Source organism: Sphingomonas sp. C3-2, from assembly GCF_033025475.1.
GTDB lineage: Bacteria > Pseudomonadota > Alphaproteobacteria > Sphingomonadales > Sphingomonadaceae > Sphingobium_A.
The window spans coordinates 2,825,570-2,848,295 of record NZ_CP130322.1; the positions used below are offsets into that span (position 1 = coordinate 2,825,570).

Consider the following 22,726-nt stretch of genomic DNA (forward strand, 5'->3'; position numbering starts at 1 on the left):
TTCACGGATCGTTAACCAGCCCCCCTTAACCCGGGTGCATGCCTTCCGTAGCCGATCCGCAATTGCCCGAAGACGCGCGCACGCAGGATCATCCGATTCTGGAGCATCTGCCGCACTTCATCGCGGCGCGGCAGCATTATCTTGATGCGCTTCCCATCGCCGCCGCCGTCATTCGCAGCGGTGTCGCGGGGCGCTCGATCGAATGCAGCAATACGGTTTTCAAGCATTTCGAAAAGCCGCTCCAGCCGCGTGCGCGCAAGCCGCTGCTGATCCTTGACCGCAACGGGCTTGGCGCGCGCGTTGACGCATTCCTGCAAGGCGCGGCCCCCGATGCCGAGTTTCAGTGGCGCGACGGGGACGAGATTGGCGGGCGCCATTTCACGGTGCGTCTCGCCCGGTTGATGGACCGCGACGGACAGGGGCCGCGCTGCATGATGTCGCTCATCGACCGCACCGCCGAGATGCTAACCCAGCAGAGCCTGCGCCGCGAAATGCTGTCGGACAGCCTGACGGGGCTGAGGAACCGTGCGGGCTTTACCGAGATGGTCGAGCAGATGGCGGGCGAGGATGAGCGCAATTTCGCGGTTCTGATCGTCGATCTCGTCCGGTTCAGCCGGATCAACGAATATATCGGCCCAATGGCGGGCGATGAACTGATCATCACGGTGGCCCGGCGGCTGACCCAGGCGCTGCGTGCGGGCGACGGACTCGCCCGGCTGGGCGGCGACGAGTTCGGCATGCTGATCCGCCTGCACGACGGCAAGGACGATGCGGTGCAGGTGGCGCAGCGTATCCAGAGCGTGCTGGGCGCGCCCTTTCGCCTGTCGGAACTGGAAATCAGTGTCGAATGCTCGATCGGCTGCGCGGTGATGGAGGACACGGGCGATGTCGAAAAGCTCGTTCGCAGCGCCCAGTTCGCACTGAAGCGCGCAAAGGAAACCGGCGAGATAGAGGTGTATCAGCCGACCACCTTCAACATGGCGCGCAGGCGTTTCAGCCTTGAAACCGCACTGCGCCGCGCGGTGGACAATGGCGAGCTCCATCTCGCCTTCCAGCCGCTCGTTGACCTTGCGACCGACCGTGTTTCGGGGTTCGAGGCGCTGGCGCGGTGGGAGCATCCCGAACAGGGCGAGATCACACCGGCTGACTTTATTCCCGTGGCCGAGGAATCGGGGCTGATCGTTCCGCTCGGCCGCTGGGCGCTGGGCGAGGCGGCGCGCACGCTTGCCGCATGGGATGTCCGTGCGAATGCCCCGGTGCCGGTGAAGATGAGCGTCAACCTCTCCGCCATTCAGCTTTCGCGCGACGATATCGCGCAGGTGGTGGGGCAGGAACTTGGCAGGGCCGGGATCGAGGGACGGCGCTTCACGCTCGAACTCACCGAAAGCGCGGTGATTGCCGATCCCGAACGCGCGGTCGCGGTGCTCGATTCGCTGAAGGAACTCAACACCACGCTGGCGATGGACGATTTCGGCACCGGCTATTCAAGCCTGGCCTATCTCCAGCGCCTGCCGATCGACATATTGAAGATCGACCGCAGCTTCATCACCGGCATGCTGGAAGATCGCAACAAGGTTGCCATCGTCCGCGCGGTGCTGTCGTTGGCCGACGCGCTCGGCATGAAGACGACGGCGGAGGGGATCGAGACGGTCGAACTCTCGCGCACGCTGGCGGCGCTTGGCTGCGCGATGGGGCAGGGCTTTTACTATTCCTGCCCGCTCGATGCCGACGCCGCCTATGCCTATTGGCGCGCGTCCAACAGCTGACCGACCACTTCGTCGGCAATCGCGTTCACCCGTTCGGGGCCCGGAAAATCCTCGTCGATCCAGCGGCGTTCCACCGTTTGCAGCGCCTTGGCGACGACGGGGCCGGCGCTGAGCCCGCGTTCCACCAGCGAACCGCCGCCCAGCGGCAGCTTGGGCCGTTCGCTGGCGCGAATGCGCGTCAGCGCGGCGGCGATCACGTCGCCTTCGGCGTCGGAAAGGAGTAACCGGTCGGCGCTCGATTCCGGCCCCCAACGATAGAGCATTTCCATCGGCCCGGCAGTGTTGGGCGTCAGCGCGGTGCCGATCCGCTTGCGCTGGGCATTGGAAAGGCGCAGCCGCGCGGCGATGTCGTCGGCGGGGCCGGTATCCTGCGGGGCGAGCGCGATCAGCCGACGCAGTGGATCGGGCGCGGTGGTGGTGCGCGCCTCGTTGGCGAGCAGCTGTTCGAGCCGGACCAGTGATGTCGCATCGATTTCGGGAATGACCGCCGAGAAAATGCCGAGTTCGAGCATCAGCGCGATGGTGGGCGCCGGATTGGGCAGCGCGAGCAGCTTCAGCAGTTCGTCGGCGATCCGTTCGCGCGAAAGCGCCATCAGGTCGCGCGAACGCGCGCGGCAGGCGTCGACCGCCTCGGCGTCGGCGCTGCCCTTGCCGAAGCGGGCATGGAAGCGGAAGAAGCGCAGGATGCGCAGATGATCCTCGGCGATCCGTGTCAGCGCGTCGCCGATGAAGCGGACATGGTGCGCCGCCAGATCGTCCATGCCGCCGAAAAAGTCGTGGATCTCGCCGGTCAGCGGATCGGCATAGAGCGCGTTGATCGTGAAATCGCGGCGGGCGGCATCCTCGCGCCAGTCGTCGGAAAAGGCGACCGTGGCGCGGCGGCCATCGGTTGAGACGTCGCGGCGCAGCGTCGTCACCTCGACCGGGCCATCCTTCAGGATCGCCGTCACCGTGCCGTGTTCGATGCCGGTGGGGATCGCCTTGATCCCCGCCTTGCGCAGCCTTTTCATCACGTCGTCGGGCATCAGCCGGGTGGCGATGTCGACATCCTGCACATCGAGCCCCAGCAGCGTATCGCGCACCGCGCCGCCGACGAAGCGCGACAGCCCTTCGCCTGCGCCGAGCGCGCCGAGCAACGCATCCATGCCCTCGCGCGTGCGCCATCCCGCCTCCGGCAAAATCAAGCCGCCCAAATGATCCTCCGACCCAGATTGACAATCATGGCCGCCGTCGCACCCCAGATGCGGCGGCCTCCATAGGTGATTTCGTAATAATGGCGCTCGCGGCCCTGCCATTCGACCGCCTGTTCGATATGGTTGCCCGGTTCCAGCAGGAACGACAAGGGCACCTCGAACCAGTCGGAAACCTCGGCGGCATTGGCGCGCAGCGGCAGATCGGGCTGGACCACGCCGACAACGGGCGTGACGTGATAGCCGGTGATCGTACGATACCGGTCTATCGTGCCGATGACGGTCACCGCATCGCGCGGCATGGCGATTTCCTCTTCGGCCTCGCGCAGCGCGGTGTGGACCAGATCGACGTCTTCCGGATCGACCCGCCCGCCCGGAAAGGCGATCTGCCCGGCATGGTGCCGCATTGTCTTGGGCCGCTGGGTCAGGATCACGCCCGGATCGGGCCGGTCGGTGATCGCGATCAGCACGGCGGCGGGCACATAGACCTCGCGCGCGTCGAGGATATCGTCGGCATTGTCGCCGGTCAGCAGGATCGGTTCCTGATCATGGCCGCGTTCCAGCGCGCGGCGGACCTGTTCGACAAGTGTCGTCATGCTTCGGGCTCCAACGCGAAAAAGCTGCCTGCGCTCCAGATCCCCGGCGGGTCCGATCCATTGTCGAGCGCGATGTTCACAAGCTCATAATATACGCTGCGCACGATCAGCGCCTCCAGCCCCCCGCGCACATGAAGATAGGGGTGCGGGCCATTTTCCACCATGGTGAAGCGGATCGGATTGTCCGGGCCGGCCATGACCATGTCGCCCGTGTTCAGTCGGAAGGCGAGGCAGGCGGTGCTGCCCTCGCCGTCCACCTTCACCTCGACCGCGAGGAACGGCGCATCGTCCACTGCGATGTCGAGCTTTTCGACGGGGGTGACGAGCACGTGCCGCCCGTCCGCCTCACGGCGGAGGATCGTCGAGAACAGCCGGACCATCGCCGGGCGGCCGATGGGCGATCCCTGATGATACCAGGTGCCGTCGCGCGCGATGCGCATCTCGCTGTCGCCGCAATGGGGCGGGTTCCAGCTTTCGACGGGCGGCAACCGGCGTTCCTCGACCAGTTTCGCGATCTCGGGCAGCGACAGTTCGGCGAGGTTGTCGGGGAGGGGAGGCATTGGCATGGCATGTCGATTAGGCGAACATCGCCCCAAGCGCAAAGCCGGATCAGTCGGTGCGCGGCAGGATTTCGCCACTATGCGGAATGGTTACGCCCGGATGCGCGCGTGCCAGCAGGCGGCGGCGCTCCACCGGCCCGTCGATCACCCACGCCCCCGTATCCTCGGCGGTGAAGTCGAAGAAGCGGCCATAATATTCCGGGTCGCCGATCATCATCAGCGTGGGCAGATTCAGTTTCTCCCAGGCGTCGAGCGTCGCGCGCATCATCGCGCGGCCGATGCCGCCCTGTTGCAGCGCGGGTTCGACCGCGACGGGGCCGAGCATCACCATCGGCGTTTGGTTGCCCGCATCGTCCACCAGCTTGACCGGCCAGCACTGGATCGTGCCGATCAGCGCGCCGGTCTCGTCGATCGTCGCAAAGCTCAGTTCGGGAATGGGGCGGGTGCCCTTGCGCAGCCGATAGGCGGTTCGGCCGAAACGGTCCGTCCCGAACGCGGTGTCGAGCAATTTTTCCACATCCTGTACGGGGATGCGCGCCAGCGGCACAATGTCTGCCACAGGCATATCCTTTCTGTTGGGTGTGATGGACCTTCGGCGCGAGGCGCTTTAGCGGTTTCCGCACTGAATGAAAGCGCGAATCGAAGGCGGGCCGCACCGGCCCGCGGCGCGCCCGGAAAGAAAGATCGATGGAAGACAGGTTGCAGCTGCAGGTTCTGGATCTGGAAGTGCCCGTGTTGACGGGCATTTATTCGGAGGAGACGCATCTTCCTCAACCGCTGCGCATTTCGGTGCGCGTCGATCTCGATTGTTCGCCGCGTTTCGATCCCGATACGCCGCTGGCGGCGTCGAAGAACTATATGGATCTGAAGCACGCCATGTCGTCCTTCCCCGAAGGGCTGCATTTCACGCTGGTCGAGGCGGTTGCCGACCATATCTGCGAAACGCTCTTCCTGCAGGACAAGCGCGTGCAGAAGGTACAGGTCGATATCATCAAGGTCGCAATTGCCGAGGCCGATGAATCGATCGGCATTTCGCTGACGAGGCATCGCCGGTGACGGCTGCGCCGCACAGGCTGGCGCTGGTTACCGGCGGGTGCCACCGCGTGGGCGCCGCGATTGCCGCGCGGCTGGCGGGGGCGGGCTGGGCGCTTGCGCTGCACGGCCGTACGTCATCGGAACCCGATGCCTGGCTGCGCGCCGAGCTCGATCGGCTGGGGGCGGTCTGGCACGGCTTTGCGGCCGATCTTTCCGATGCTGCGGCGGTTGGCACCCTGATCGGGCGGGTGACCGCGCATTTCGGTGCGGCGCCGACACTGCTCGTCAATAACGCCTCGGTGTTCGGGGCGGATGATCCCGAGACGATGACCTTCGATGCGCTCACGCGCTATTTCGCGGTCAACACCGCCGCGCCGGTGCTGCTGGCGCGCGATGTCGCGGCGGCGGCCTCGACCGAACAACCCGCCGTGATCGTCAATATTCTAGATCAGCGGATCCGCCATCCGGGGCGCGATCAGGCGAGCTACACGATTTCCAAACTGGCGCTGGCGGGCGCGACTGAAATGCTCGCCCGCGCTTTTGCTCCGCGCGCGCGCGTCTGCGCGGTTGCGCCGGGGCTGACGCTGCCAACGGGGGAGTATCAGCCCGATCAGATGGCGCGGCTTGCCGGCACCATGCCCCTGGAGCGGCTCCCCGAGCCGGCGGATATCGCCGATGCGGTGCTCTTTCTCGCGGGCGCCCGCGCCACCACCGGACAGGTCATCTATGTCGATGGTGGCGCGAACCTAACCAATTTTGAACGCGACTTTCTTTACATGGAGCGCGAGGGCGCCTGAGCCGCGTCGGGGGTGGCGGGAATGCGGGTGCGCGTGCACGCGCCAAGCCCGCGCCGGATGATGCTGTAATCGGCACGCGCGGTCTGCGCCTGTGCAGGGTCGGTGCCCTCAAGGCTCGAATCCGGCAGGCGCGCGGGCAGCGAGCAGGCGAGGCGGTACCAGAGCAGCGTATCGGCCGCGGGCGGGCGCGCCGCTTCATCGACAATCTCGCCCATCGCCACCGCCCAGCGCGGCGCCTGGCCCGGCCGGCGGAGCACGAGCAGCGACACGGGATCGCCGGTTTCGGTGTTCAGGAAGATCTGCGTTTCGCCTTCGCCCGGAATTGCGCCGGGGGTATGAAAGGCGTTGCCGACGCCGGTGATGCGCGGCGGTGCGCCGCGTGCCGTCGCCTCGCTCAAGATCCCGCGAATCCGGTCGCTGGCCGATTCGCTCCACGGAATCTGCGCGTCAGGCGCCATTAACTGTACGGCGTCGGCCTTGCCGGGGACCCGGCGCGCGAGAAGAATGACCCGCATCTTCTTCAATTTAGGGGCTTTGCCGCGGGCATCCAGGGGCACATCGGCGATATAGTTGATTCTCGGCGGGAGCCCGCCCGTGCCGCGAATCAATGCCAGTACATCGGCCTCCACAAAGAAGCGCGCAACCCCGGCTGTGCTGCCACCGGCATCTTTCAGCCGGACCGCCGAGCGCACTTCCGCTTCGACTGCGATCGGCGCATTTACGGCGAGGTCGGCAAGGTCAGCATAACTGAATTCAGAATTTGTCCGGACAATCTGAGCCCCTGATTCCGTGGCGAAAAATGCGGCAACTGCCATCGCGGGGAATAGAAATTTTCCGATTGTCATAAAGGCTCCATAGAGTGCGGGTAGCGGCTTTGGCACTTTGTACATGAACCGAGCATGGAGCCCATATCCGACCTGCACGGATGGGGGTGAAACAAAGCAATTGCGTCTGCAGAAGTGTGGCGATAGAGACACAGTTCTGCCTTAAGATACAATAAATCGTGGCAGAGCGGGTCATTGACGTTTTTCCGGCGCAGGAGGCCGGGGAGCGCGCTCCGCTCGATACAGTGAATTAGAGGGAGTATCGTTTCTGAATGGCTTACGCTGATCAATCGATGAGTTCGAGCCGTGTGGTAGCGATCGTAGTGGTCGCGTTGCTCCACGCCGTACTCGGATACGCCTTCGTCACCGGACTGGCCTATAACGTGGTCAAGAAGGCGGCTGAGGATCTGAACGTCTTTGACGTCCAAGATGAGCCTCCTCCGCCCGAGGAAGAACCGCCGCCGCCGCCGCCGGATAAGCCGATTGAGCCGCCGCCAGTTGTTGCGCCGCCGCCAATCGTGCAGACGAATGTCGCACCGCCGCCGCCGATTGCCGTTGTGAACACACCGCCGCCGGTCTTTACGCCGACGCCGGTTGCCGCACCGCCTCCGCCGCCTCCGCCGCCGGCTCCGCCGCGCGTCGCGAAGAAGGCAGAGCTTCGATCGGGCTCAATTTCCAACGACGACTATCCGCCGTCCGCACAGCGTGCAGGCGAATCGGGCACGACGACCGCTAGCTATACTATCGGTCCCGATGGCCGCGTTACCGATTGTAACGTGACCGGCTCGAGCGGTTCGTCGATCCTGGATGCCGAAACCTGCAAGCTGATCATCCGTCGTTTCCGCTTCCGCGCTGCGGAAGATGCAAGCGGCGGCAAGGTATCGGAAACCCGCAGCCAGCGCGTCACCTGGCGCCTGCCGGACTGATCCCGACGATTTGATGCATTCGCCAATCGGCATACATATTTGAGAGGAAACTTATCCAGATGTTGATTCAATTCGCAGCAGCCGCGGCCGCCCATGGCGGCGAAAACCCCTATGGCCTGATGGCCGCCCTTGAGCAGGGTGGTACCATCGCTTGGGCGGTCTTCCTCATCCTCTGCGGCATGTCGGTCTTCTCGTTCTACATCATGTTCACCAAGCTGTTCGAACAGCAGAAGATCATCAACCAGTCGAAGCGCGTGCGCACGAGCTTCTGGAACAATCCCAGCCTCAAGGAAGGCGCCGCCAAGCTCGAAAAGAACTCGGCCTACAAGCAGATCGTCGACGATGGTCTGGTTGCCATGGAACAGCACAGCAAGCTGACCGATCCGGTCGAAGCACATGACTGGCTGCACGGTTCGCTCGATCGCAGCCAGGCTGCAATCAACTCGAAGCTCGGCACCGGCCTCGCTTTCCTCGCGACCGTTGGTGCAACCGCACCGTTCATCGGTCTGTTCGGTACCGTTATCGGTATCTACCGCGCACTCATCAAGATCGGTTCGTCGGGTCAGGCGTCGATCGACGTCGTCGCCGGTCCGGTTGGTGAAGCACTCATCATGACCGCGCTTGGTCTCGCCGTGGCAGTTCCGGCCGTGCTCGCCTACAACTGGCTGCAGCGCCGTAACAAGGGCATCGCCGAAGACCTCAACGCCTTCTCGAACGACATCCATGGCTACATGGTTTCGAACGGCGCCGTGAAGCCCAAGGTTGCTGGTCGTCCGGCTCCGGCTGCAGCTGCAAAGCCTGCAACCCCCGCCGCCACCAAGGCCTGATTGTGGCCGGGTGCCGGCCCGTCCGGCGCCCGCCCGCAAGGCGTTTTCGGTGGGAATTCTCGAATTCCCGCCGGAACCTAAGCAGATAGGATCCGAATAGATGGCAATGAGTGCAGGAGGGGGTGGCGGCGACGATACCCCTATGTCCGACATCAACACGACGCCCCTCGTGGACGTTATGCTGGTGCTCCTCATCATCTTCTTGATCGCGGTCCCGGTTGTGATCCAGACGGTTGACGTGAAGCTCCCCGAGGTCATTCATGACCCGACGACCACGAAGCCGGAAAACGTTTCGCTTACCGTGCGCTCCGGCGCGAACGGTGAATGCGAAGTGTTTTGGAATCTGACCAAGGTCAGCTCTGAAGAACTGCTCAACCGGGCAGTCGACAAGCTGAAGGCTGAGATCGAGAAGAAGGGCGGTATCGAGAACTTTACGGCCGAAGATATGCCTGAAGCGCATATCCGTGGTGACGTGAGCACTCCGTATCGCTGCATCGGCGGCACGATCTTCACGATGCAGATGGCAGGTTACTCGCGCGTTGGCTTCATTTCGCAGCCTCCCGCAGGTAGCTTCGTCCAGAAGCGTCTGTGACGGTCAGAGTTTGAGGAGTAAGCCGATATGGCAATGAGCGGTGGCCGCGACGACGGCGAACCGATGATGGAAATGAACACGACGCCGCTTATCGACGTCATGCTCGTTCTCCTCATCATGTTCATCATCACCATTCCGATTCAGACGCACGCTGTGAAGATCGACCTTCCGGTCGACGATCCCAACGCGCGGCAGAATCCTCCCCCGATCCAGCCGGACAAGAACAAGATCACCATCGACGCCGCTGGCACCATCAGCTGGAACGGCAGCCCGATCGACCGGGTTACGCTGCGCCAGTACCTTGATCGCACCAAGGTGATGGAACCCGAGCCCGAGCTGCACTTCCAGCCCGACGCTCAGGCGCGCTACGATGTGGTCGACCAGGTTCTGGCGATCATCAAGAAGTCCGAAGTTACCAAGATGGGCTTCGTCGGCAACGAACAGTACCGCACCTGGTAATCTGTTCAGCCGCAGGTAACGAAAAAGGGCGGTCCCTCGGGACCGCCCTTTTTTATTGTCGTGATGGCTTTTAGCCGCTGCTCGGTCCGCGTGCCCCGGGCGGTGCGGCGTCAGCCCTCGAACAGCTTGTAGGCGACGATCCAGAGGCCATAGACAAGAGCCCCGACCACCACCGTGGCCAGGATCATGATGTCAGGCTGGAACAGGTCGGAACGCTTCATAGTTTCTCGTATAAATGGGGCGGGTTAACGGGGAGGCTGGAACCCCCCGGCACCAGTTCAGGGCACAGCATAACCCTTTTGCCCGACTAATGTGTTTCGCCAAGTTAACCAAAGATTATCGCGTGGCGATTTTTGCCCGGTCCATCGCATTATATCGTGGAACGAGGCGCAATCAGGCACAAAAAGAGGCGGCCGAGCCTTGCGCCCAGCCGCCTGTGCGGATCGGTGATGGGGCGGCGCTTAGGCCACCATGTCGCTGAACTGAAGCCGGGCAAGGCGCGCATAAAGCCCGCCCTGCGCCGCGAGCGTTTCGTGATTGCCCTGTTCGACGATGCGCCCCTCGTTCATCACGATGATGCGATCGGCCGCGCGCACCGTAGCGAGCCGGTGCGCGATGACGATCGTCGTGCGATCGCGCATCAGCCGTTCGAGCGCGTCCTGAACAAGACGCTCGGACTCTGCATCGAGCGCCGATGTCGCCTCGTCGAGCAGCAGCACGGGCGCATCGCGCAAGATGGCACGGGCAATCGCCAGGCGCTGGCGCTGGCCGCCTGAAAGCCGCGCGCCGCCTTCGCCCATGAAGGTGTCGAGCCCTTGCGGCAGCTTGCGCAGGAACTCGGCGGCATTGGCCGCCTCGGCGGCGGCCCAAAGCGCTTCATCATCGGCATCCCAGCGGCCGTAGCGCAGATTGTCGCGGGCGGAGGCGGCGAAGATCACGGTTTCCTGCGGCACCATCGCCATGCGGCTGCGCACCTCGGCAGGGTCGGCCTCGGGCAGCGCCACGCCGTCGACGCGCACAACTCCGCCCGCGGGGTCGTAGAAGCGCTGGATCATCTGGAACAGCGTCGACTTGCCGGCGCCCGAGGGGCCGACAACGGCGACGGTTTCGCCCGGCGCGATGGTCAGTGAGAAATCCTCAAGCGCGCTCACATCGGGGCGCGTCGGATAATGGAAGGTGACGTGATCGAACTCGATCAGCCCAAGCGGAGGCTGGGGCAGGGGGCGCGGATGCGCAGGCGCTGCGATCTCGGGCTGTTCGGCGAGCAGTTCGGCCAGCCGCCCGGCGGCACCCGCACCGCGCACCAGATCGCCGTAGACTTCGGTGAGCGCGCCGAGCGCCCCGGCGACGAGCGCGCCGGTCAGGACGAAGGCGGCGATCGTGCCGCTCGACAAGGTGCCCGATGCGACGTCGAGCGCGCCCTTCCACATCACCATGGTGATCGATCCGAACACCAGCGAGATGACGATGGCGGTCAGGATCGACCGCAGGCGGATGCGGCGGCGTGCGGCGGCGAACGCCTCTTCCACCGTGCTGCCAAAGCGTTCGGCCTCGCGGGGTTCCTGCCCAAAGGCCTGGACGATCTTCATCGCGCCCAATGTTTCGGAGACGGTGGCGCCGACATCGGCGATGCGGTCCTGGCTCTTGCGCGAAATATCGCGCAGGCGGCGGCCGATGAAGAAGATCGGCAGGATGATCGCGGGAATGCCGAGCAGCAGCAGCGCGGTGAGCGTCGGCGCGAGCGTGAAGAGATAGATGATCCCGCCAACCGCCATCACGGCGTTGCGCAGTGCGACCGAAACCGTTGTCCCGACGATCTGTTCGATCACCGTCGTGTCGGAGGTGAGGCGCGAGGCGATTTCGGAGGGGCGATTTTCCTCGAAGAAGCGGGGAGCAAGGCGCAGCAAATTGCGCTGGACCATGATGCGGATATCCGCGACCACGCGTTCACCAAGCCAGGACACGAAATAGAAACGCAGCGCGGTTGCGATGGCGAGCACCGCCACGATCAGCAGCAAATAGCGGAAATGCAGGCTGACATCGCCACCGCCGCTGGCCGAAAAACCGTTGTCGACGACGCGCTTGAACCCCGCCGGGATCGCAAGCGTCGCGCTTGCCGCCGTCAGCAGCGCAAGCGCCGCCGCCGCGATCTTGCCGGGGTAGCGTGCCGCCACCCGCCAAATCATTGACAGATTGCCGAGTTTCCGTCCGGCGGTGTTCTTTTCGTCTGCGCTGGTCGCCATGGGGTGCGCCTAGCCGATTTTGCCGGGACGTTAAATCTCCTGAATGATCGAAATGCGCTGATTGCCAGCTTTCCGTTACGGCATCTGTGAGTTTTGGCAGGGTGATGCCAATTTCGATTACGCAGTTGCGAAATTGGCATGCAATCCTCTTTTGCAATGCGGAAAAATTGGGTTAGTCTGACGCCGATAATGAGGGATGCCCGGCGGCAGATCGGGAACAATTATGGGTTGTCATGCTCTATAACGCCTATGAACTGCAGCGTTCGCTGCTCGCCGGTGCCAGTGCCTTCGCCAATATCGGGGCGGAGTTCTTCCAGAACCCGGCCAACCCCTTTGCCTATTTCGGCGGTGGTCCGGTGCTTGCGTCCGCGCTCGATGTGTTCGCACATGCAGCAGCGCCGCGTGGCAAGCCCGGCTTTGGCCTGCTCGAAACCGAGGTGGATGGAAAGGCCGTCACGGTTTTCGAGGAAATCGTTCTGCAAAAGCCCTTCGGCCAATTGAAGCGCTTCACGCGCGAGGGGATTGAGGGGTCGCCCAAGCTGCTGATCGTGGCGCCGATGTCGGGCCATTATGCCACGCTGCTGCGCGGCACGGTCGAACGCATGCTGCCCAAGCATGAAGTGTATATTACCGACTGGCGCGACGCGAAGCTGGTTCCCCGGTCGGAAGGGCGGTTCGATCTCGACGATTATATCGATTACATCATCGCCTTTCTCGAAGAGATCGGCCCCGGCGCGCATATGCTCGCCGTCTGCCAGCCTTCGGTGCCCGCTTATGCTGCGGCGGCGATCATGGCGAAGCAGAACCATCCCTGCCGCCCGAAAACGCTGACCATGATGGGCGGCCCGGTCGACACGCGCGAGGCGCCGACGGCGGTGAACACGCTGGCCACCGAACGGCCTTTCTCGTGGTTCGAACAGAATGTGATCGCGACCGTCCCGATGCATTATCCGGGCGGTGGGCGTCAGGTATATCCCGGCTTCCTGCAGCTTGCCGGTTTCATGTCGATGAACCTCGGCAACCATCTGATGAGCCATTGGGAGATGTTCAAGCATCTGGTGCAAGGCGACGATGAAAGCGCGGAGGCGACCAAGGCCTTTTACGAGGAATATCGCTCGGTCTGCGACATGACGGCGGAATTCTATCTGCAGACGATCGACGCAGTGTTCCAGCGTCATCTGCTGCCGCAGGGCCAGTTCTATCATCGCGGCGTGCGGGTCGATCCTGCCGATATGAAGGATATCGGCCTGCTCGCGGTCGAGGGCGAGCGCGACGATATTTCGGGGATCGGGCAGACCAAGGCCGCGCTCACGCTCGCGACCAAGCTGCCCGCCAAGCACAAGAAATATCATCTTGCCCCCGATGTTGGCCATTACGGCATCTTCAACGGCAGCAAATGGCGCAACAAGATCGCGCCGATTGTCGAAGACTGGATCGCCACGCACAATTGAACGGCGCGGGGAGCGCGGCTTCCCGCCCTTTCGTCTTTGTATCGCTCAGGTGACGATGCCGCTTGAGCCGGGCTCAGGGGGCGTCTATCGCGCCGTCATGAGCGCATCCGATACACCCGCCCATGCTTCCGCCGAGGACGCCGATACCGCCCGCGCCATTCGCGAAATCGCGGAACGCCTGACGGCCCCCGGGGGCAATCCGGTTGCCCGCGCGCGCGCCTGGGTGGAAAAGGTGATCCCCGAGGCGCAGCGCGGGCCGGGCTGGGACCGGCACTGGCGCGAGCTTGAGGCCTATGCCGAATCCGCGGCGATCTGGGCGCCCGAGGACGGCGCGGCACCGCACGTGGACGCGTTTGAAGATGAAGATGAGGACGGCGACGAGGATTGATCCTGTCGCCTGTTTTCCGGGTTCAGTGGAGCATCAGTCAATGACCCCCGTCGAACGCGCTGCGCGCGCCATGTATGATGTCGTCTCCCCCGACTGGGCGTGGGACGATCCCGATGCAGAGTTGCTGCGGCGGATGTACCGCGCCAATGCCCGTGCGGCGCTCGGTGCGCTGCGCGAGGCAAGCGCCGGGATGCGGCAGGCGGGCGGCGATCATCTCGAAGGCGCCCAGGCCTCGGCCGAAAGCCTGTGGATCGTCATGCTCGACGCGGCGCTGGCCGAGGGCGACTAAGCCCCCGGCTTCGCGGCCAAGATCAGGCCAGCACCCCGCCGTCGAGCGCCCTGGCGCGCACGCCCAGCCGGTCGAGCAGGGGGAGGCTGCGGACAACCTCGCCGCTGAGGTCCGCCGCGGGGCGGTGGCAGAGCTGCAACGCGGCCTCGACCATCGTCTCCACGGGCTCGACATGATCGCGGTCATCCCAGCCGCCAACCGCCAGCGCGCCCTCGCTGGCAACCGCGCCGACCGGGGCCAGCACGTTGACCGCGATTCCGCTGCCGGCAAGCTCGACCGCCCAGCCGGCCGTCAGCCGGTTCATCGCGGCCTTCGACGCGCCGTAAAGGGTGGCGTATCCATTTTTGTTGAACTGGAATGCGCGGTCTTCGGCGTCGTACGGCGCGGTGGGGGGCAGGTCGGATGCGCCGCTGCCGATGTTGAGGATCCAGCCTTGCCCCCGCGCCTTCATATGGGGGAGCGCCTGTTGCGACAGGTCCTGCGGCGCGAAGAGGTTCATCTGGAACGCGAGGTGCATCTGCTTGGGTGTCGCCTCGGTGATCGGCACGAACCGCGCCCAGGCGGCGTTGTTGACCAGAATGTCGAGCCCGCCGAAATGCGCGACCGTTTCGGCGACGATATTGGCGCGGTCTTCCGGATCGGCGATATTGGCCTGGATCATCAGGCAGCGGCCGCCCTGCGCCTCGATCTGCTCGGCGGTCTGCCGCAGGCTGCCCTCGATCTTGTCGCTCGGCTCAATGGTGCGCGCGACGATCGCGACATCGGCACCCTCCGCCGAAAAGCGCCGCGAGATGGCCGCCCCGATACCCCGGCTCGCGCCGGTGATGATGGCGACCTTGCCTGTCAAAAGACCCATGAGTGCATCCCTCTCCATAGATGAATTTTGTTCTGTGAGAGTAAAATTGCACTGAGGTCCAAATTTGTAAATTGGCAAAATGTGGGGCGGGCGCTGGAAGAATGTGGGGCGGGCGCTGGAAGGATGTGCGTCTGGTGCGCGCAATCCGGACGGAAACAGTCCATTAATAGGCGCTATGTGAGGCAGGGGAGCAAGGGGGAGAACTGGTAGCTTACAACTCGTACGAAGATGTTCATTCCCATCGAGGTTTTAGCTCAAACAACAAAAATGGCCGTGGAGGTGATAATGGAGGATGCGTTTTGGAAGGAGTTGAAAAACAGACCTGGCTTCGACTGGCTCATCGAAGCTAGGCGCTACTTGCACGCCGCTGAAATTCTGCGCGCCAGCGCAGAGTACCGGCGGGGCGTGATAATGACGCCACCGCTCCACCTTCTCGCCCATGGCACCGAATTGCTCCTCAAAGCTAACCTAATCACAGCCGACCCTACTGCAACTGACGTCCGATCATTCGGGCATGACATTTGGAAACTCTGGAACGACATAAGAAGCGCGCAACTTCGGGTTGATCTTCTGAAAGCCGCTGATGAGGAATGGGAGGCAGCAAAAATGAGTGAGGAATGGCAGGGCGCTTTCAATGAAGACAGCGGAGTTCTTTTTAAGGAATACCTCAAACGCCTGAGCGAGCTTCATACCAAAGAGATAGACTACGCTCTCCGTTATGTCCGCCCAGAGGAAACAGAAGCGCCTAAACCACACATGCTTGGACCGGCCATGTATCGCGTCGCGGATCAATATGTTCGCGCTATGGCGCAGGCGCGCCGTCTATAGGCGCGAATTTACATGGAGTTTTAGAAAAATTACGTAGATCAGATATGGCAGCGATCTGTCGTTCACGCACATCAACGAAGGCATGGCCGCTGCCCGGCCGCCTAGAATATCTCGAACAAGCCCGCAGCGCCCTGGCCACCGCCGATGCACATGGTGACGACGGCATATTTCGCGCCGCGTCGCTTGCCTTCGATCAGCGCGTGGCCGGTCATCCGCGCGCCCGACATGCCATAGGGGTGCCCGATCGAGATCGCGCCGCCGTTCACGTTCATCAGGTCATTGGGGATGCCCAGCGTGTCGCGGCAGTAAATAACCTGCACGGCAAAGGCCTCGTTGAGTTCCCACAGGCCGATATCGTCCATCTTGAGGCGAAAACGCTGGAGCAGCTTGGGGATGGCGAAGACCGGGCCGATCCCCATTTCGTCGGGCTCGGTGCCCGCAACCGCCATGCCGACATAGCGGCCAAGCGGGGTGAGCCCGCGCTTTTCGGCGGTGCGCGCTTCCATCACGACACAGGCGGCCGATCCGTCGGACAACTGGCTGGCATTGCCCGCGGTGATCGTCATGCCGGGGCCCATGACGGGCGGCAGCGCGGCAAGCCCCTCCGCCGTCGTGTCCGGGCGGTTGCCCTCGTCCTTCGCAAGCGTCACCTGCTGGTGGCTGACTTGCTTGGTCGCCTTGTCGACCACCGCCATCGTCGCGGTGACGGGGATGATCTCGTCGTCGAACTTGCCTGCGGCTTGTGCGGCGGCGGTGCGCTGTTGCGACTGGAGGGCATAGATATCCTGTGCCTCGCGCCCGATATTGTAGCGCTTCGCCACCACCTCGGCGGTGCCGAGCATCGGCATGTAGATGTCCTTGTGCATCGCCACTAGCTCGGGGTCGGGCGCAAGGCGCATCTCGGGCGTCTGGACGAGCGAGATCGATTCCACCCCGCCGCCGACGACGATGTCCATATTGTCGGTGATCACCTGCTTGGCGGCGGTGGCGATCGCCATCAGCCCCGAGGCGCATTGCCGGTCGACCGACATTCCCGCCACGCTGACCGGCAGCCCGGCGCGCAGCAGCGACGTGCGCGCGATATTGCCCGCCTGATGCCCCTGTTGCAGCGCGGCGCCGAAGATCACATCGTCCACCTCGGCCGGATCTAGCCCTGCGCGCTCCACCGCCGCGCGGATCGCATGCGCGGCAAGCGTGGGGGCAGGCAACGCGTTGAACGCGCCGCGATAGGCGCGGCCGATCGGCGTGCGGGCGGTGGAGACGATGACGGCGTCGCGCATGTTCAATTCCTTCCAGGCGTCAGATTCAGATGAAGAACTGGACGATCCATTCGGCGACGAGCGCGGGCTTGTCCTCGCCCTCGATCTCGACGGTGAATTCGAGCGTCTGCTGAAACTGGCCGGGGCGCTTTTCGGCGAGTTCGATCAGCGTGAATACGCCGCGCACGCGCTTGCCCGAGCGCACCGGGGTGAGGAACCGTACCTTGTTGCCGCCATAATTCACGCCCATGCGAATGCCGCCGCACTGCGGCGCATCCGACATTTCGTAAAGCCGGGGGAACAGCGAAAGCGTCAGGAAGCCATGTGCGATCGTGCCGCGAAACGGCGTCTGCGCCGCGCGTTCGGGATCGACATGGATGAACTGGTGATCGCCCGTGGCATCGGCAAAGGCGTTGATCATCGGCTGATCGATGGTCAGCCAGTCCGACGTGCCGATCACCTGGCCCGCCATTGCCTTCATGTCCTCCACCGACACGGTTTTCATGCGCGATGTTCCTCCCTGGGCTGGGCGCTTTCGGCCCGTTCCCCGGCAGGTTATCCCTTTGGAAAAGCGAAAGTCAAAAGCCCCGGATTCCGCAGCGTCGGGCCTTGCCGGGCCCATTCGTGGCGCTGGACGTGGCGCCCCAAGCGGATAGAAGGCGGAGCATGCACCTGAGGACGGAAGCGATCATCTGCGCGGTCCGCGCGCACGGCGAAAGCGGGGCCATTGTGCGCGGGCTCACGCCGCAGAACGGGCTGCTCGCGGGCTATGTGCGCGGCGGGCATTCGCGCCGGCTGCGCCCCGTGCTGATGCCCTCGAACATCGTCGCCGCCGAATATCGCGCCCGGACCGAGGAGCAGTTGGCGAGCCTTTCGGTCGAACTTATCCACAGCCGCGCGCCGCTGATGGGGGAGCCGCTGGCGGCTGCCGCGCTCGACTGGACGACCGCGCTCACCGCCGCCTCGCTGCCCGAAGGGCAGCCCTTTCCCGAGCTTCACGACGCGCTCGACGGCGTGCTCGGCGCGATCGAGGCGGCCCCGGCCGCGCGGGGATGGGCGGTGGCGCTGGTGCGCTTTGAACTGCTGCTCTTGTCCGAACTGGGTTTCGGGCTCGATCTCGAACGCTGCGCGGTGACCGACAGCGCCGACGATCTGGTCTGGGTCAGCCCCAAGACGGGGCGGGCGGTGAGCGCGGAGGCGGGCGCGCCCTATGCCGACAGGCTGCTGCGCTTTCCGGCCTTTTTGCGGCTCGGTGGCGCTGCCGACTGGCCCGACATCATCGACGGATTGAGGCTGACCGGCCATTTTCTGACCCGCGATATATTGGCCGAGCGGCGGATCGATATCGGTGCCGCCCGTGAAAGACTGGTCGAAAGGCTCAAAAGGGCGGTTGCGTGACGGGGCCGGGCGGGGCATGTGCCGCTACGTCAATTGTCCATTGCTCGCCCCATGCTTGTTGACGGGCAAGCCTTTCTTCCTTGCATCGATTGCAAGAGGCGGCTTTTCGGCAGGCATGGCCCGGTTTCTGGCGGGCGCAAGTCAGTGAAGGAAAGCTATGCTCGTCGCGTTATTGCCCGGAGACGGTATCGGTCCTGAAATCATCGCGCAGACGATGCGTGTGCTCGACGCGGCGGGCGTGACCGGGCTTGAATTCGAAGAAGCGCCCGTGGGCGGCGCGGCGTACAAGCAGCTTGGCCATCCGCTGCCGGAATCGACGCTCGCGCTCGCCAAGCGTGCCGATGCGATCCTGTTTGGCGCGGTGGGCGATCCCGATTGCGATTCGCTGGAACGTCATCTGCGCCCCGAACAGGCGATCCTCGGCCTGCGCAAGCATCTTGGCCTGTTCGCCAATCTGCGCCCCGCCAAGCTCTTCCCCGAACTGGCCGATGCCTCGGCGCTGCGCCCTGAAGTGGCGAAGGCGATCGATCTTGTCATCGTCCGCGAAACCAATGGCGACGTCTATTTCGGCGAAAAGGGCCACCGCACGACGCCCGAAGGCCTGCGTCAGGGCTATGATGTGATGGCGTATAACGAAGCCGAAATCGCACGCATCGCCAAGGTCGGCTTCGAAACCGCGCGCGCGCGCCGCGGCAAGCTCTGCTCGGTCGACAAGGCGAACGTGCTCGAAACCTCGCAGCTCTGGCGCGACGTGGTGATCGAGGTTTCGGCCGACTATCAGGACGTCGAACTCAGCCACATGTATGTCGACAACGCCGCGATGCAGTTGGTGCGCAACCCCGGCCAGTTCGATGTGATCGTCACCGGCAATCTGTTCGGCGATATCCTGTCGGATCAGGCGTCGATGTGCGCGGGCTCGATCGGCATGCTCCCCTCGGCCACGCTCGATGGCTCGAACAAGGGCCTGTACGAGCCGATCCACGGCAGCGCGCCCGACATTGCCGGCCAGGGCAAGGCCAATCCGCTGGCCACCATCCTTTCGGCGGCGATGATGCTGCGGTATTCGTTCGACCGGTCGGCCGAAGCCGATCGCCTGGAAGCCGCGGTTGCCAAGGCGCTGGCGAACGGTGCGCGCAGCGCCGATCTCGGCGGAAGCATGTCGACGCAGGAAATGGGCGACGCCGTTGTCGCAGCCCTTGCCTGAACAGACCGAGCACGAGAAGAAGAGACGATGAAAAGACATACCGGTCAGGATCGATCGATCACGCAGAACTGGCGCCCCGCAACCCAGGCGGTTCGGGGTGGCACCGCGCGGACCGAATATGGCGAAACTTCCGAGGCGCTGTTCCTTACCTCGGGCTATACCTATGACCGCGCCGGCGATGCCGCCGCGCGGTTTGCGGGCGAACAGGACGGCATGACCTATAGCCGCCTGCAAAACCCGACGGTCGAGATGCTCGAACAGCGCATCGCGCTGCTCGAAGGGGCGGAGGCGGTGCGCTGCCAGGCCTCGGGCATGGCGGCGATGACCGCGGCGCTGCTCTGCCAGCTCAGCCAGGGCGATCATCTTGTCGCCGGGCGTGCGGCCTTCGGCTCGTGCCGCTGGCTCACCGATACGCTGCTGCCGCGCTTCGGCATCACCTCGACGATCATCGACGGGCGCGATCCCGATCAGTGGAAGGCGGCGATCCGCCCGAACACCAAGCTCTTCTTCTTCGAAACCCCGGCGAACCCGACGATGGACATCGTCGACCTCAAGGCGGTGTGCGATGTTGCGCGCAATGCCGGCATCACCACCGTGGTCGACAATGCCTTTGCCACCCCCGTGCTCCAGCGCCCGCTGGATTTCGGTGCCGACGTCGTCGCCTATTCGGCGACGAAGATGATGGACGGGCAGGGCCGCGTGCTCGCCGGGGCGGTCGCTGGCAGCAATGATTTCATCAACAATGTGCTGCTGCCCTTCCAGCGCAACACCGGGCCGACGCTTTCGGCGTTCAACGCCTGGGTGGTGCTGAAGGGGCTCGAAACGCTCGACCTGCGCATCACGCGCCAGAGCGAGAACGCACTCAAGGTGGCCGAATTCCTCGAAACCCGGGTCCCGCGCGTGCTGTACCCGGCGCTCAAGAGCCATCCGCAGCACGAACTGGCGATGCGCCAGATGACGGCTGCGGGGCCGATCTTCTCCATCTATCTCGACGGCGGGCGCAAACAGGCGCATGCTCTGCTCGACGCGCTTCGGCTCGTCGACATCTCGAACAATATCGGGGACAGCCGTTCGCTGATGACGCACCCATGTTCCACCACCCATGCCGGCCTGTCCGAGGAAGTGCGCCAGGAAATGGGCGTGACCGAGGGCATGCTGCGCCTCAATGTCGGGCTTGAAGACCCGCAGGACCTGATCGAGGATTTCGATCAGGCGCTGCGCGCGGCGGGCCTGTAAGGCAGGGGTAGGGTGAAGGCGCTCTTCCCCTATGCGGAAACCACCCGGGGCATCACGGTCCGGGTTTCGGTGAGCTATCTGGCCGAGCAGTCGGAGCCCGATCAGGGGCGCTGGTTCTGGGCCTATCATATCCGCATAGAGAATGACGCGCCGATGGCGGTCCAGCTTCTCACCCGCCACTGGGTCATCACCGATGGGCGCGGCGCGCGCCATTCGGTGGAGGGCGAGGGCGTTGTCGGCGAACAGCCGATGATCGCCCCCGGCGCCTCTTACGACTATGTGTCCGGCTGTCCGCTCGGCACGCCCACCGGGGTGATGCAGGGCAGCTATCACATGATTGGCGAGGATGGCTCGACCTTCGATGTGAAGATTCCGCGTTTCCCTCTGGTCGCGCCCGTGACCGCGCAATGAGGGCTGGCAACAGGTTGACGATATGAAGCGTACCCATCTTCCGCTGAACGGCCTGCGCGTGCTCGATGCCGCTGCCCGGCATCTGAGCTTCACCCGCGCGGCGGATGAGCTGGCGGTGACGCCGGCGGCCGTGGGGCAGCAGATCCGCGCGCTCGAAGACACGTTGGGCGTCGTCCTGTTCCGCCGCACCGCCAAGGGGCTGGAATTGACGCCCGAGGGGGAAGCAGGGCTCGATGCGCTGCGCGCGGGTTTCCTCCAGTTCGAGGAATCGGTGCGCGCCATGCAGGCGGGCCAGTCGTCCAAGTCGCTCACCATCGCCGCGCCGCGCGATTTCACCGCCAAATGGCTCGCCGCGCGACTGGCCGATTATGGCCGCAGCGACCCCGAAATCCGCTTCACGCTGATCGCCAGCGAAGGCGATCTCGATTTCACCGAGGCCAATCTCGATCTCGCCATCCGCCTTGCCGAAGGGCCGGGCGAAAATGAAGGCGCCAAGCTGCTCGACGGCCGTTTCGTCACCGTCGCCGCGCCCAGGGACGCCGCCGATGGCCGGATCGCCTGGCCGGGATGCCCCGCCGATGAGGATAGCCCCGCGCTGCGCGTGGGCGATGCCGGGCTGGCCATCGATGCCGCCGCCAACGGCTTTGGGCGCACCTGCGTGCCCGAACTGCTCGCGAACGCGGACATCGCCTCGGGGCGCGTCGTGGCGCTGGGCGAGACGCGGCCGTCGCCGCTTGCGTACTGGCTCATCGCGCCGCTGCCGCAATGGCGCCAGAAAAAGGTGAAGGCGCTGGTCGAGGCGCTGACCAACTGATGCTGCCGACATTGCGGACGGAACGGCTCGTCCTGCGTCCGCTGGTCACGGCCGATGCCGAGGCGATGCATGTCGCGCTTTCGGATGTCGACCTGATGCGCTGGTGGTCCAGCGCGCCGCACCGCGATCTGGAAGAGACGCGCGCCTATGTCGCGGCCAATGCCGAGCAGGCCGACTGGCTGACCTGGGCGATCACCAAAGATGGCGGCGAGGCGCTGGGCTGGGTGGTGCTTGGCGACTGCCGCCCCGGCGTGCGCGAGCTGGGCTATATCCTGCGCCGCGCGGCATGGGGGCAGGGGCTGGCGCGCGAGGCGGTGTCCGCCGTGCTCTCCCACGGCTTTGGCGAAATGGCGCTGCGCCGCATCTGTGCCGATGTCGATCCCGACAACCATGCCTCGGTCGCGCTGCTCAAGACGCTCGGATTTCGGCAGGAAGGCCATTTGCGCGCCGAATGGGAAACGCATATCGGTGTACGCGACAGCCTGATCTTCGGGTTGCTGGCAGGAGAATGGCGATGACGCCGCAGGATATGACCATCCACGCAATCGTGGGCCGGGCGCGGCGGCTCGGGCTGATCCTGCTGCTTGCGGGCGCCGCGCTGGCGCTGGCGGCCAAGCGCCAGCCCGACATGCCCTATCTCAAATGGATCGCGCTGTTCGTGCTCTTGATCGGCGCCACGCTGATGCTGGCGGCGATCACCCACCGCATGCTGTTCCGCAAGATCGAGATCGTCGCCAGCCGCGAGCCGCCGGAAACCCCCGACAAGCCCGACTGAGC

Annotated in this window: 27 protein-coding genes; 18 read left to right on the plus strand and 9 right to left on the minus strand. The window is 64.4% G+C overall.

Annotation, left to right across the window (positions count from 1 at the left end; all coding sequences use genetic code 11):
• Positions 1-38: 38 nt before the first annotated feature.
• On the plus strand, positions 39-1,766 hold the full coding sequence (locus QYC26_RS13590; RefSeq protein ID WP_317512759.1) for a bifunctional diguanylate cyclase/phosphodiesterase: 1,728 nt from the start codon (positions 39-41) through the stop codon (positions 1,764-1,766).
• On the opposite strand, the gene QYC26_RS13595 is transcribed toward QYC26_RS13590, so the two are convergent.
• Genes QYC26_RS13595 through QYC26_RS13610 form a run of 4 tightly spaced genes read right to left on the minus strand, consistent with a single transcriptional unit; the run spans position 1,742 to position 4,677 of the window.
• Positions 1,742-2,911, minus strand: a complete 1,170-nt coding sequence (locus tag QYC26_RS13595; RefSeq protein WP_317515074.1) for a CCA tRNA nucleotidyltransferase — start codon at positions 2,909-2,911, stop codon at positions 1,742-1,744. The genes QYC26_RS13590 and QYC26_RS13595 overlap by 25 nt on opposite strands.
• Before the next feature lie 35 nt (positions 2,912-2,946).
• Complete coding sequence (locus QYC26_RS13600; protein ID WP_317512760.1) at positions 2,947-3,552, minus strand: CoA pyrophosphatase; 606 nt, start codon at positions 3,550-3,552, stop codon at positions 2,947-2,949.
• On the minus strand, positions 3,549-4,118 hold the full coding sequence (locus QYC26_RS13605) for a DUF1285 domain-containing protein (protein ID WP_317512761.1): 570 nt from the start codon (positions 4,116-4,118) through the stop codon (positions 3,549-3,551). Before QYC26_RS13605 ends, QYC26_RS13600 begins: the two co-directional genes overlap by 4 nt.
• Positions 4,119-4,161: 43 nt before the next feature.
• Positions 4,162-4,677, minus strand: coding sequence for a GNAT family N-acetyltransferase (locus QYC26_RS13610; protein ID WP_411197602.1), 516 nt, complete (start codon positions 4,675-4,677; stop codon positions 4,162-4,164).
• A gap of 122 nt (positions 4,678-4,799) precedes the next feature.
• Here QYC26_RS13610 and QYC26_RS13615 point away from each other — a divergent pair, with 122 nt between their 5' ends.
• Positions 4,800-5,168 carry a dihydroneopterin aldolase gene (locus QYC26_RS13615; protein WP_317512763.1) on the plus strand — a complete coding sequence of 123 codons (369 nt, stop codon included), beginning with the start codon at positions 4,800-4,802 and terminating at the stop codon, positions 5,166-5,168.
• Entirely contained in the window at positions 5,165-5,944 is a 780-nt protein-coding gene (locus QYC26_RS13620) for an SDR family oxidoreductase (RefSeq protein ID WP_317512764.1), read from the plus strand. The genes QYC26_RS13615 and QYC26_RS13620 overlap by 4 nt, the downstream gene beginning before the upstream one ends.
• Here QYC26_RS13620 and QYC26_RS13625 read toward each other — a convergent pair.
• Positions 5,920-6,459: a hypothetical protein gene (locus QYC26_RS13625; RefSeq protein ID WP_317512765.1), complete on the minus strand. Its 540-nt coding sequence runs from the start codon at positions 6,457-6,459 to the stop codon at positions 5,920-5,922. The two genes, QYC26_RS13620 and QYC26_RS13625, sit on opposite strands and share 25 nt — an antisense overlap.
• A 581-nt stretch (positions 6,460-7,040) precedes the next feature.
• Here QYC26_RS13625 and QYC26_RS13630 point away from each other — a divergent pair.
• The 4 genes from QYC26_RS13630 (at position 7,041) to QYC26_RS13645 (ending at position 9,572) form a co-directional block, all read left to right on the plus strand.
• The gene (locus tag QYC26_RS13630; RefSeq protein ID WP_317512766.1) at positions 7,041-7,694 is read left to right on the plus strand and encodes an energy transducer TonB; all 654 of its coding nucleotides are present in this window, start codon (positions 7,041-7,043) and stop codon (positions 7,692-7,694) included.
• A gap of 59 nt (positions 7,695-7,753) precedes the next feature.
• Complete coding sequence (locus QYC26_RS13635; RefSeq protein WP_317512767.1) at positions 7,754-8,521, plus strand: MotA/TolQ/ExbB proton channel family protein; 768 nt, start codon at positions 7,754-7,756, stop codon at positions 8,519-8,521.
• 100 nt (positions 8,522-8,621) lie between these two features.
• Complete coding sequence (locus QYC26_RS13640; RefSeq protein ID WP_317512768.1) at positions 8,622-9,113, plus strand: biopolymer transporter ExbD; 492 nt, start codon at positions 8,622-8,624, stop codon at positions 9,111-9,113.
• A gap of 27 nt (positions 9,114-9,140) precedes the next feature.
• A complete protein-coding gene (locus tag QYC26_RS13645; protein WP_317512769.1) occupies positions 9,141-9,572 on the plus strand; it encodes a biopolymer transporter ExbD in 432 nt (143 codons plus the stop codon).
• A gap of 461 nt (positions 9,573-10,033) precedes the next feature.
• Here QYC26_RS13645 and QYC26_RS13650 read toward each other — a convergent pair whose 3' ends face one another.
• Entirely contained in the window at positions 10,034-11,815 is a 1,782-nt protein-coding gene (locus QYC26_RS13650; RefSeq protein ID WP_317512770.1) for an ABC transporter transmembrane domain-containing protein, read from the minus strand.
• A 233-nt stretch (positions 11,816-12,048) separates the two neighbouring features.
• Here QYC26_RS13650 and QYC26_RS13655 point away from each other — a divergent pair, with 233 nt between their 5' ends.
• From QYC26_RS13655 to QYC26_RS13665, 3 genes are all read left to right on the plus strand, one after another.
• Positions 12,049-13,266, plus strand: a complete 1,218-nt coding sequence (locus QYC26_RS13655) for a polyhydroxyalkanoate depolymerase (RefSeq protein ID WP_317512771.1) — start codon at positions 12,049-12,051, stop codon at positions 13,264-13,266.
• 97 nt (positions 13,267-13,363) lie between these two features.
• Positions 13,364-13,654, plus strand: a complete 291-nt coding sequence (locus QYC26_RS13660) for a hypothetical protein (protein ID WP_317512772.1) — start codon at positions 13,364-13,366, stop codon at positions 13,652-13,654.
• Between the two features lie 40 nt (positions 13,655-13,694).
• Positions 13,695-13,943: a hypothetical protein gene (locus tag QYC26_RS13665; RefSeq protein ID WP_317512773.1), complete on the plus strand. Its 249-nt coding sequence runs from the start codon at positions 13,695-13,697 to the stop codon at positions 13,941-13,943.
• Positions 13,944-13,965: 22 nt separating this feature from the next.
• On the opposite strand, the gene QYC26_RS13670 is transcribed toward QYC26_RS13665, so the two are convergent.
• Complete coding sequence (locus QYC26_RS13670) at positions 13,966-14,799, minus strand: SDR family NAD(P)-dependent oxidoreductase (protein ID WP_317512774.1); 834 nt, start codon at positions 14,797-14,799, stop codon at positions 13,966-13,968.
• Between the two features lie 228 nt (positions 14,800-15,027).
• Between QYC26_RS13670 and QYC26_RS13675 the strand changes: the two genes are divergently transcribed.
• On the plus strand, positions 15,028-15,627 hold the full coding sequence (locus QYC26_RS13675; protein WP_317512775.1) for a hypothetical protein: 600 nt from the start codon (positions 15,028-15,030) through the stop codon (positions 15,625-15,627).
• A gap of 101 nt (positions 15,628-15,728) precedes the next feature.
• Here the strand turns inward: QYC26_RS13675 and QYC26_RS13680 are convergent, their stop codons facing one another.
• On the minus strand, positions 15,729-16,907 hold the full coding sequence (locus QYC26_RS13680; protein ID WP_317512776.1) for an acetyl-CoA C-acyltransferase: 1,179 nt from the start codon (positions 16,905-16,907) through the stop codon (positions 15,729-15,731).
• A 25-nt stretch (positions 16,908-16,932) separates the two neighbouring features.
• Entirely contained in the window at positions 16,933-17,391 is a 459-nt protein-coding gene (locus QYC26_RS13685; RefSeq protein ID WP_317512777.1) for a MaoC family dehydratase, read from the minus strand.
• Positions 17,392-17,552: 161 nt separating this feature from the next.
• Here QYC26_RS13685 and recO point away from each other — a divergent pair, with 161 nt between their 5' ends.
• From recO to QYC26_RS13720, 7 genes are all read left to right on the plus strand, one after another.
• A complete protein-coding gene (recO, locus tag QYC26_RS13690; protein WP_317512778.1) occupies positions 17,553-18,284 on the plus strand; it encodes a DNA repair protein RecO in 732 nt (243 codons plus the stop codon).
• 157 nt (positions 18,285-18,441) lie between these two features.
• Positions 18,442-19,488, plus strand: a complete 1,047-nt coding sequence (gene leuB, locus QYC26_RS13695) for a 3-isopropylmalate dehydrogenase (RefSeq protein WP_317512779.1) — start codon at positions 18,442-18,444, stop codon at positions 19,486-19,488.
• A gap of 27 nt (positions 19,489-19,515) precedes the next feature.
• Positions 19,516-20,724, plus strand: coding sequence for a trans-sulfuration enzyme family protein (locus QYC26_RS13700; protein WP_317512780.1), 1,209 nt, complete (start codon positions 19,516-19,518; stop codon positions 20,722-20,724).
• 12 nt (positions 20,725-20,736) lie between these two features.
• The gene (apaG, locus tag QYC26_RS13705) at positions 20,737-21,135 is read left to right on the plus strand and encodes a Co2+/Mg2+ efflux protein ApaG (protein ID WP_317512781.1); all 399 of its coding nucleotides are present in this window, start codon (positions 20,737-20,739) and stop codon (positions 21,133-21,135) included.
• A gap of 22 nt (positions 21,136-21,157) precedes the next feature.
• Positions 21,158-21,949 (plus strand): LysR family transcriptional regulator, encoded by a 792-nt coding sequence (locus QYC26_RS13710; protein WP_317512782.1) that lies wholly within the window; start codon positions 21,158-21,160, stop codon positions 21,947-21,949.
• Complete coding sequence (locus QYC26_RS13715) at positions 21,949-22,467, plus strand: GNAT family N-acetyltransferase (RefSeq protein ID WP_317512783.1); 519 nt, start codon at positions 21,949-21,951, stop codon at positions 22,465-22,467. The genes QYC26_RS13710 and QYC26_RS13715 overlap by 1 nt, the downstream gene beginning before the upstream one ends.
• Positions 22,464-22,724, plus strand: a complete 261-nt coding sequence (locus QYC26_RS13720) for a hypothetical protein (protein ID WP_317512784.1) — start codon at positions 22,464-22,466, stop codon at positions 22,722-22,724. Before QYC26_RS13715 ends, QYC26_RS13720 begins: the two co-directional genes overlap by 4 nt.
• The last annotated feature ends 2 nt before the right edge of the window (positions 22,725-22,726 follow it).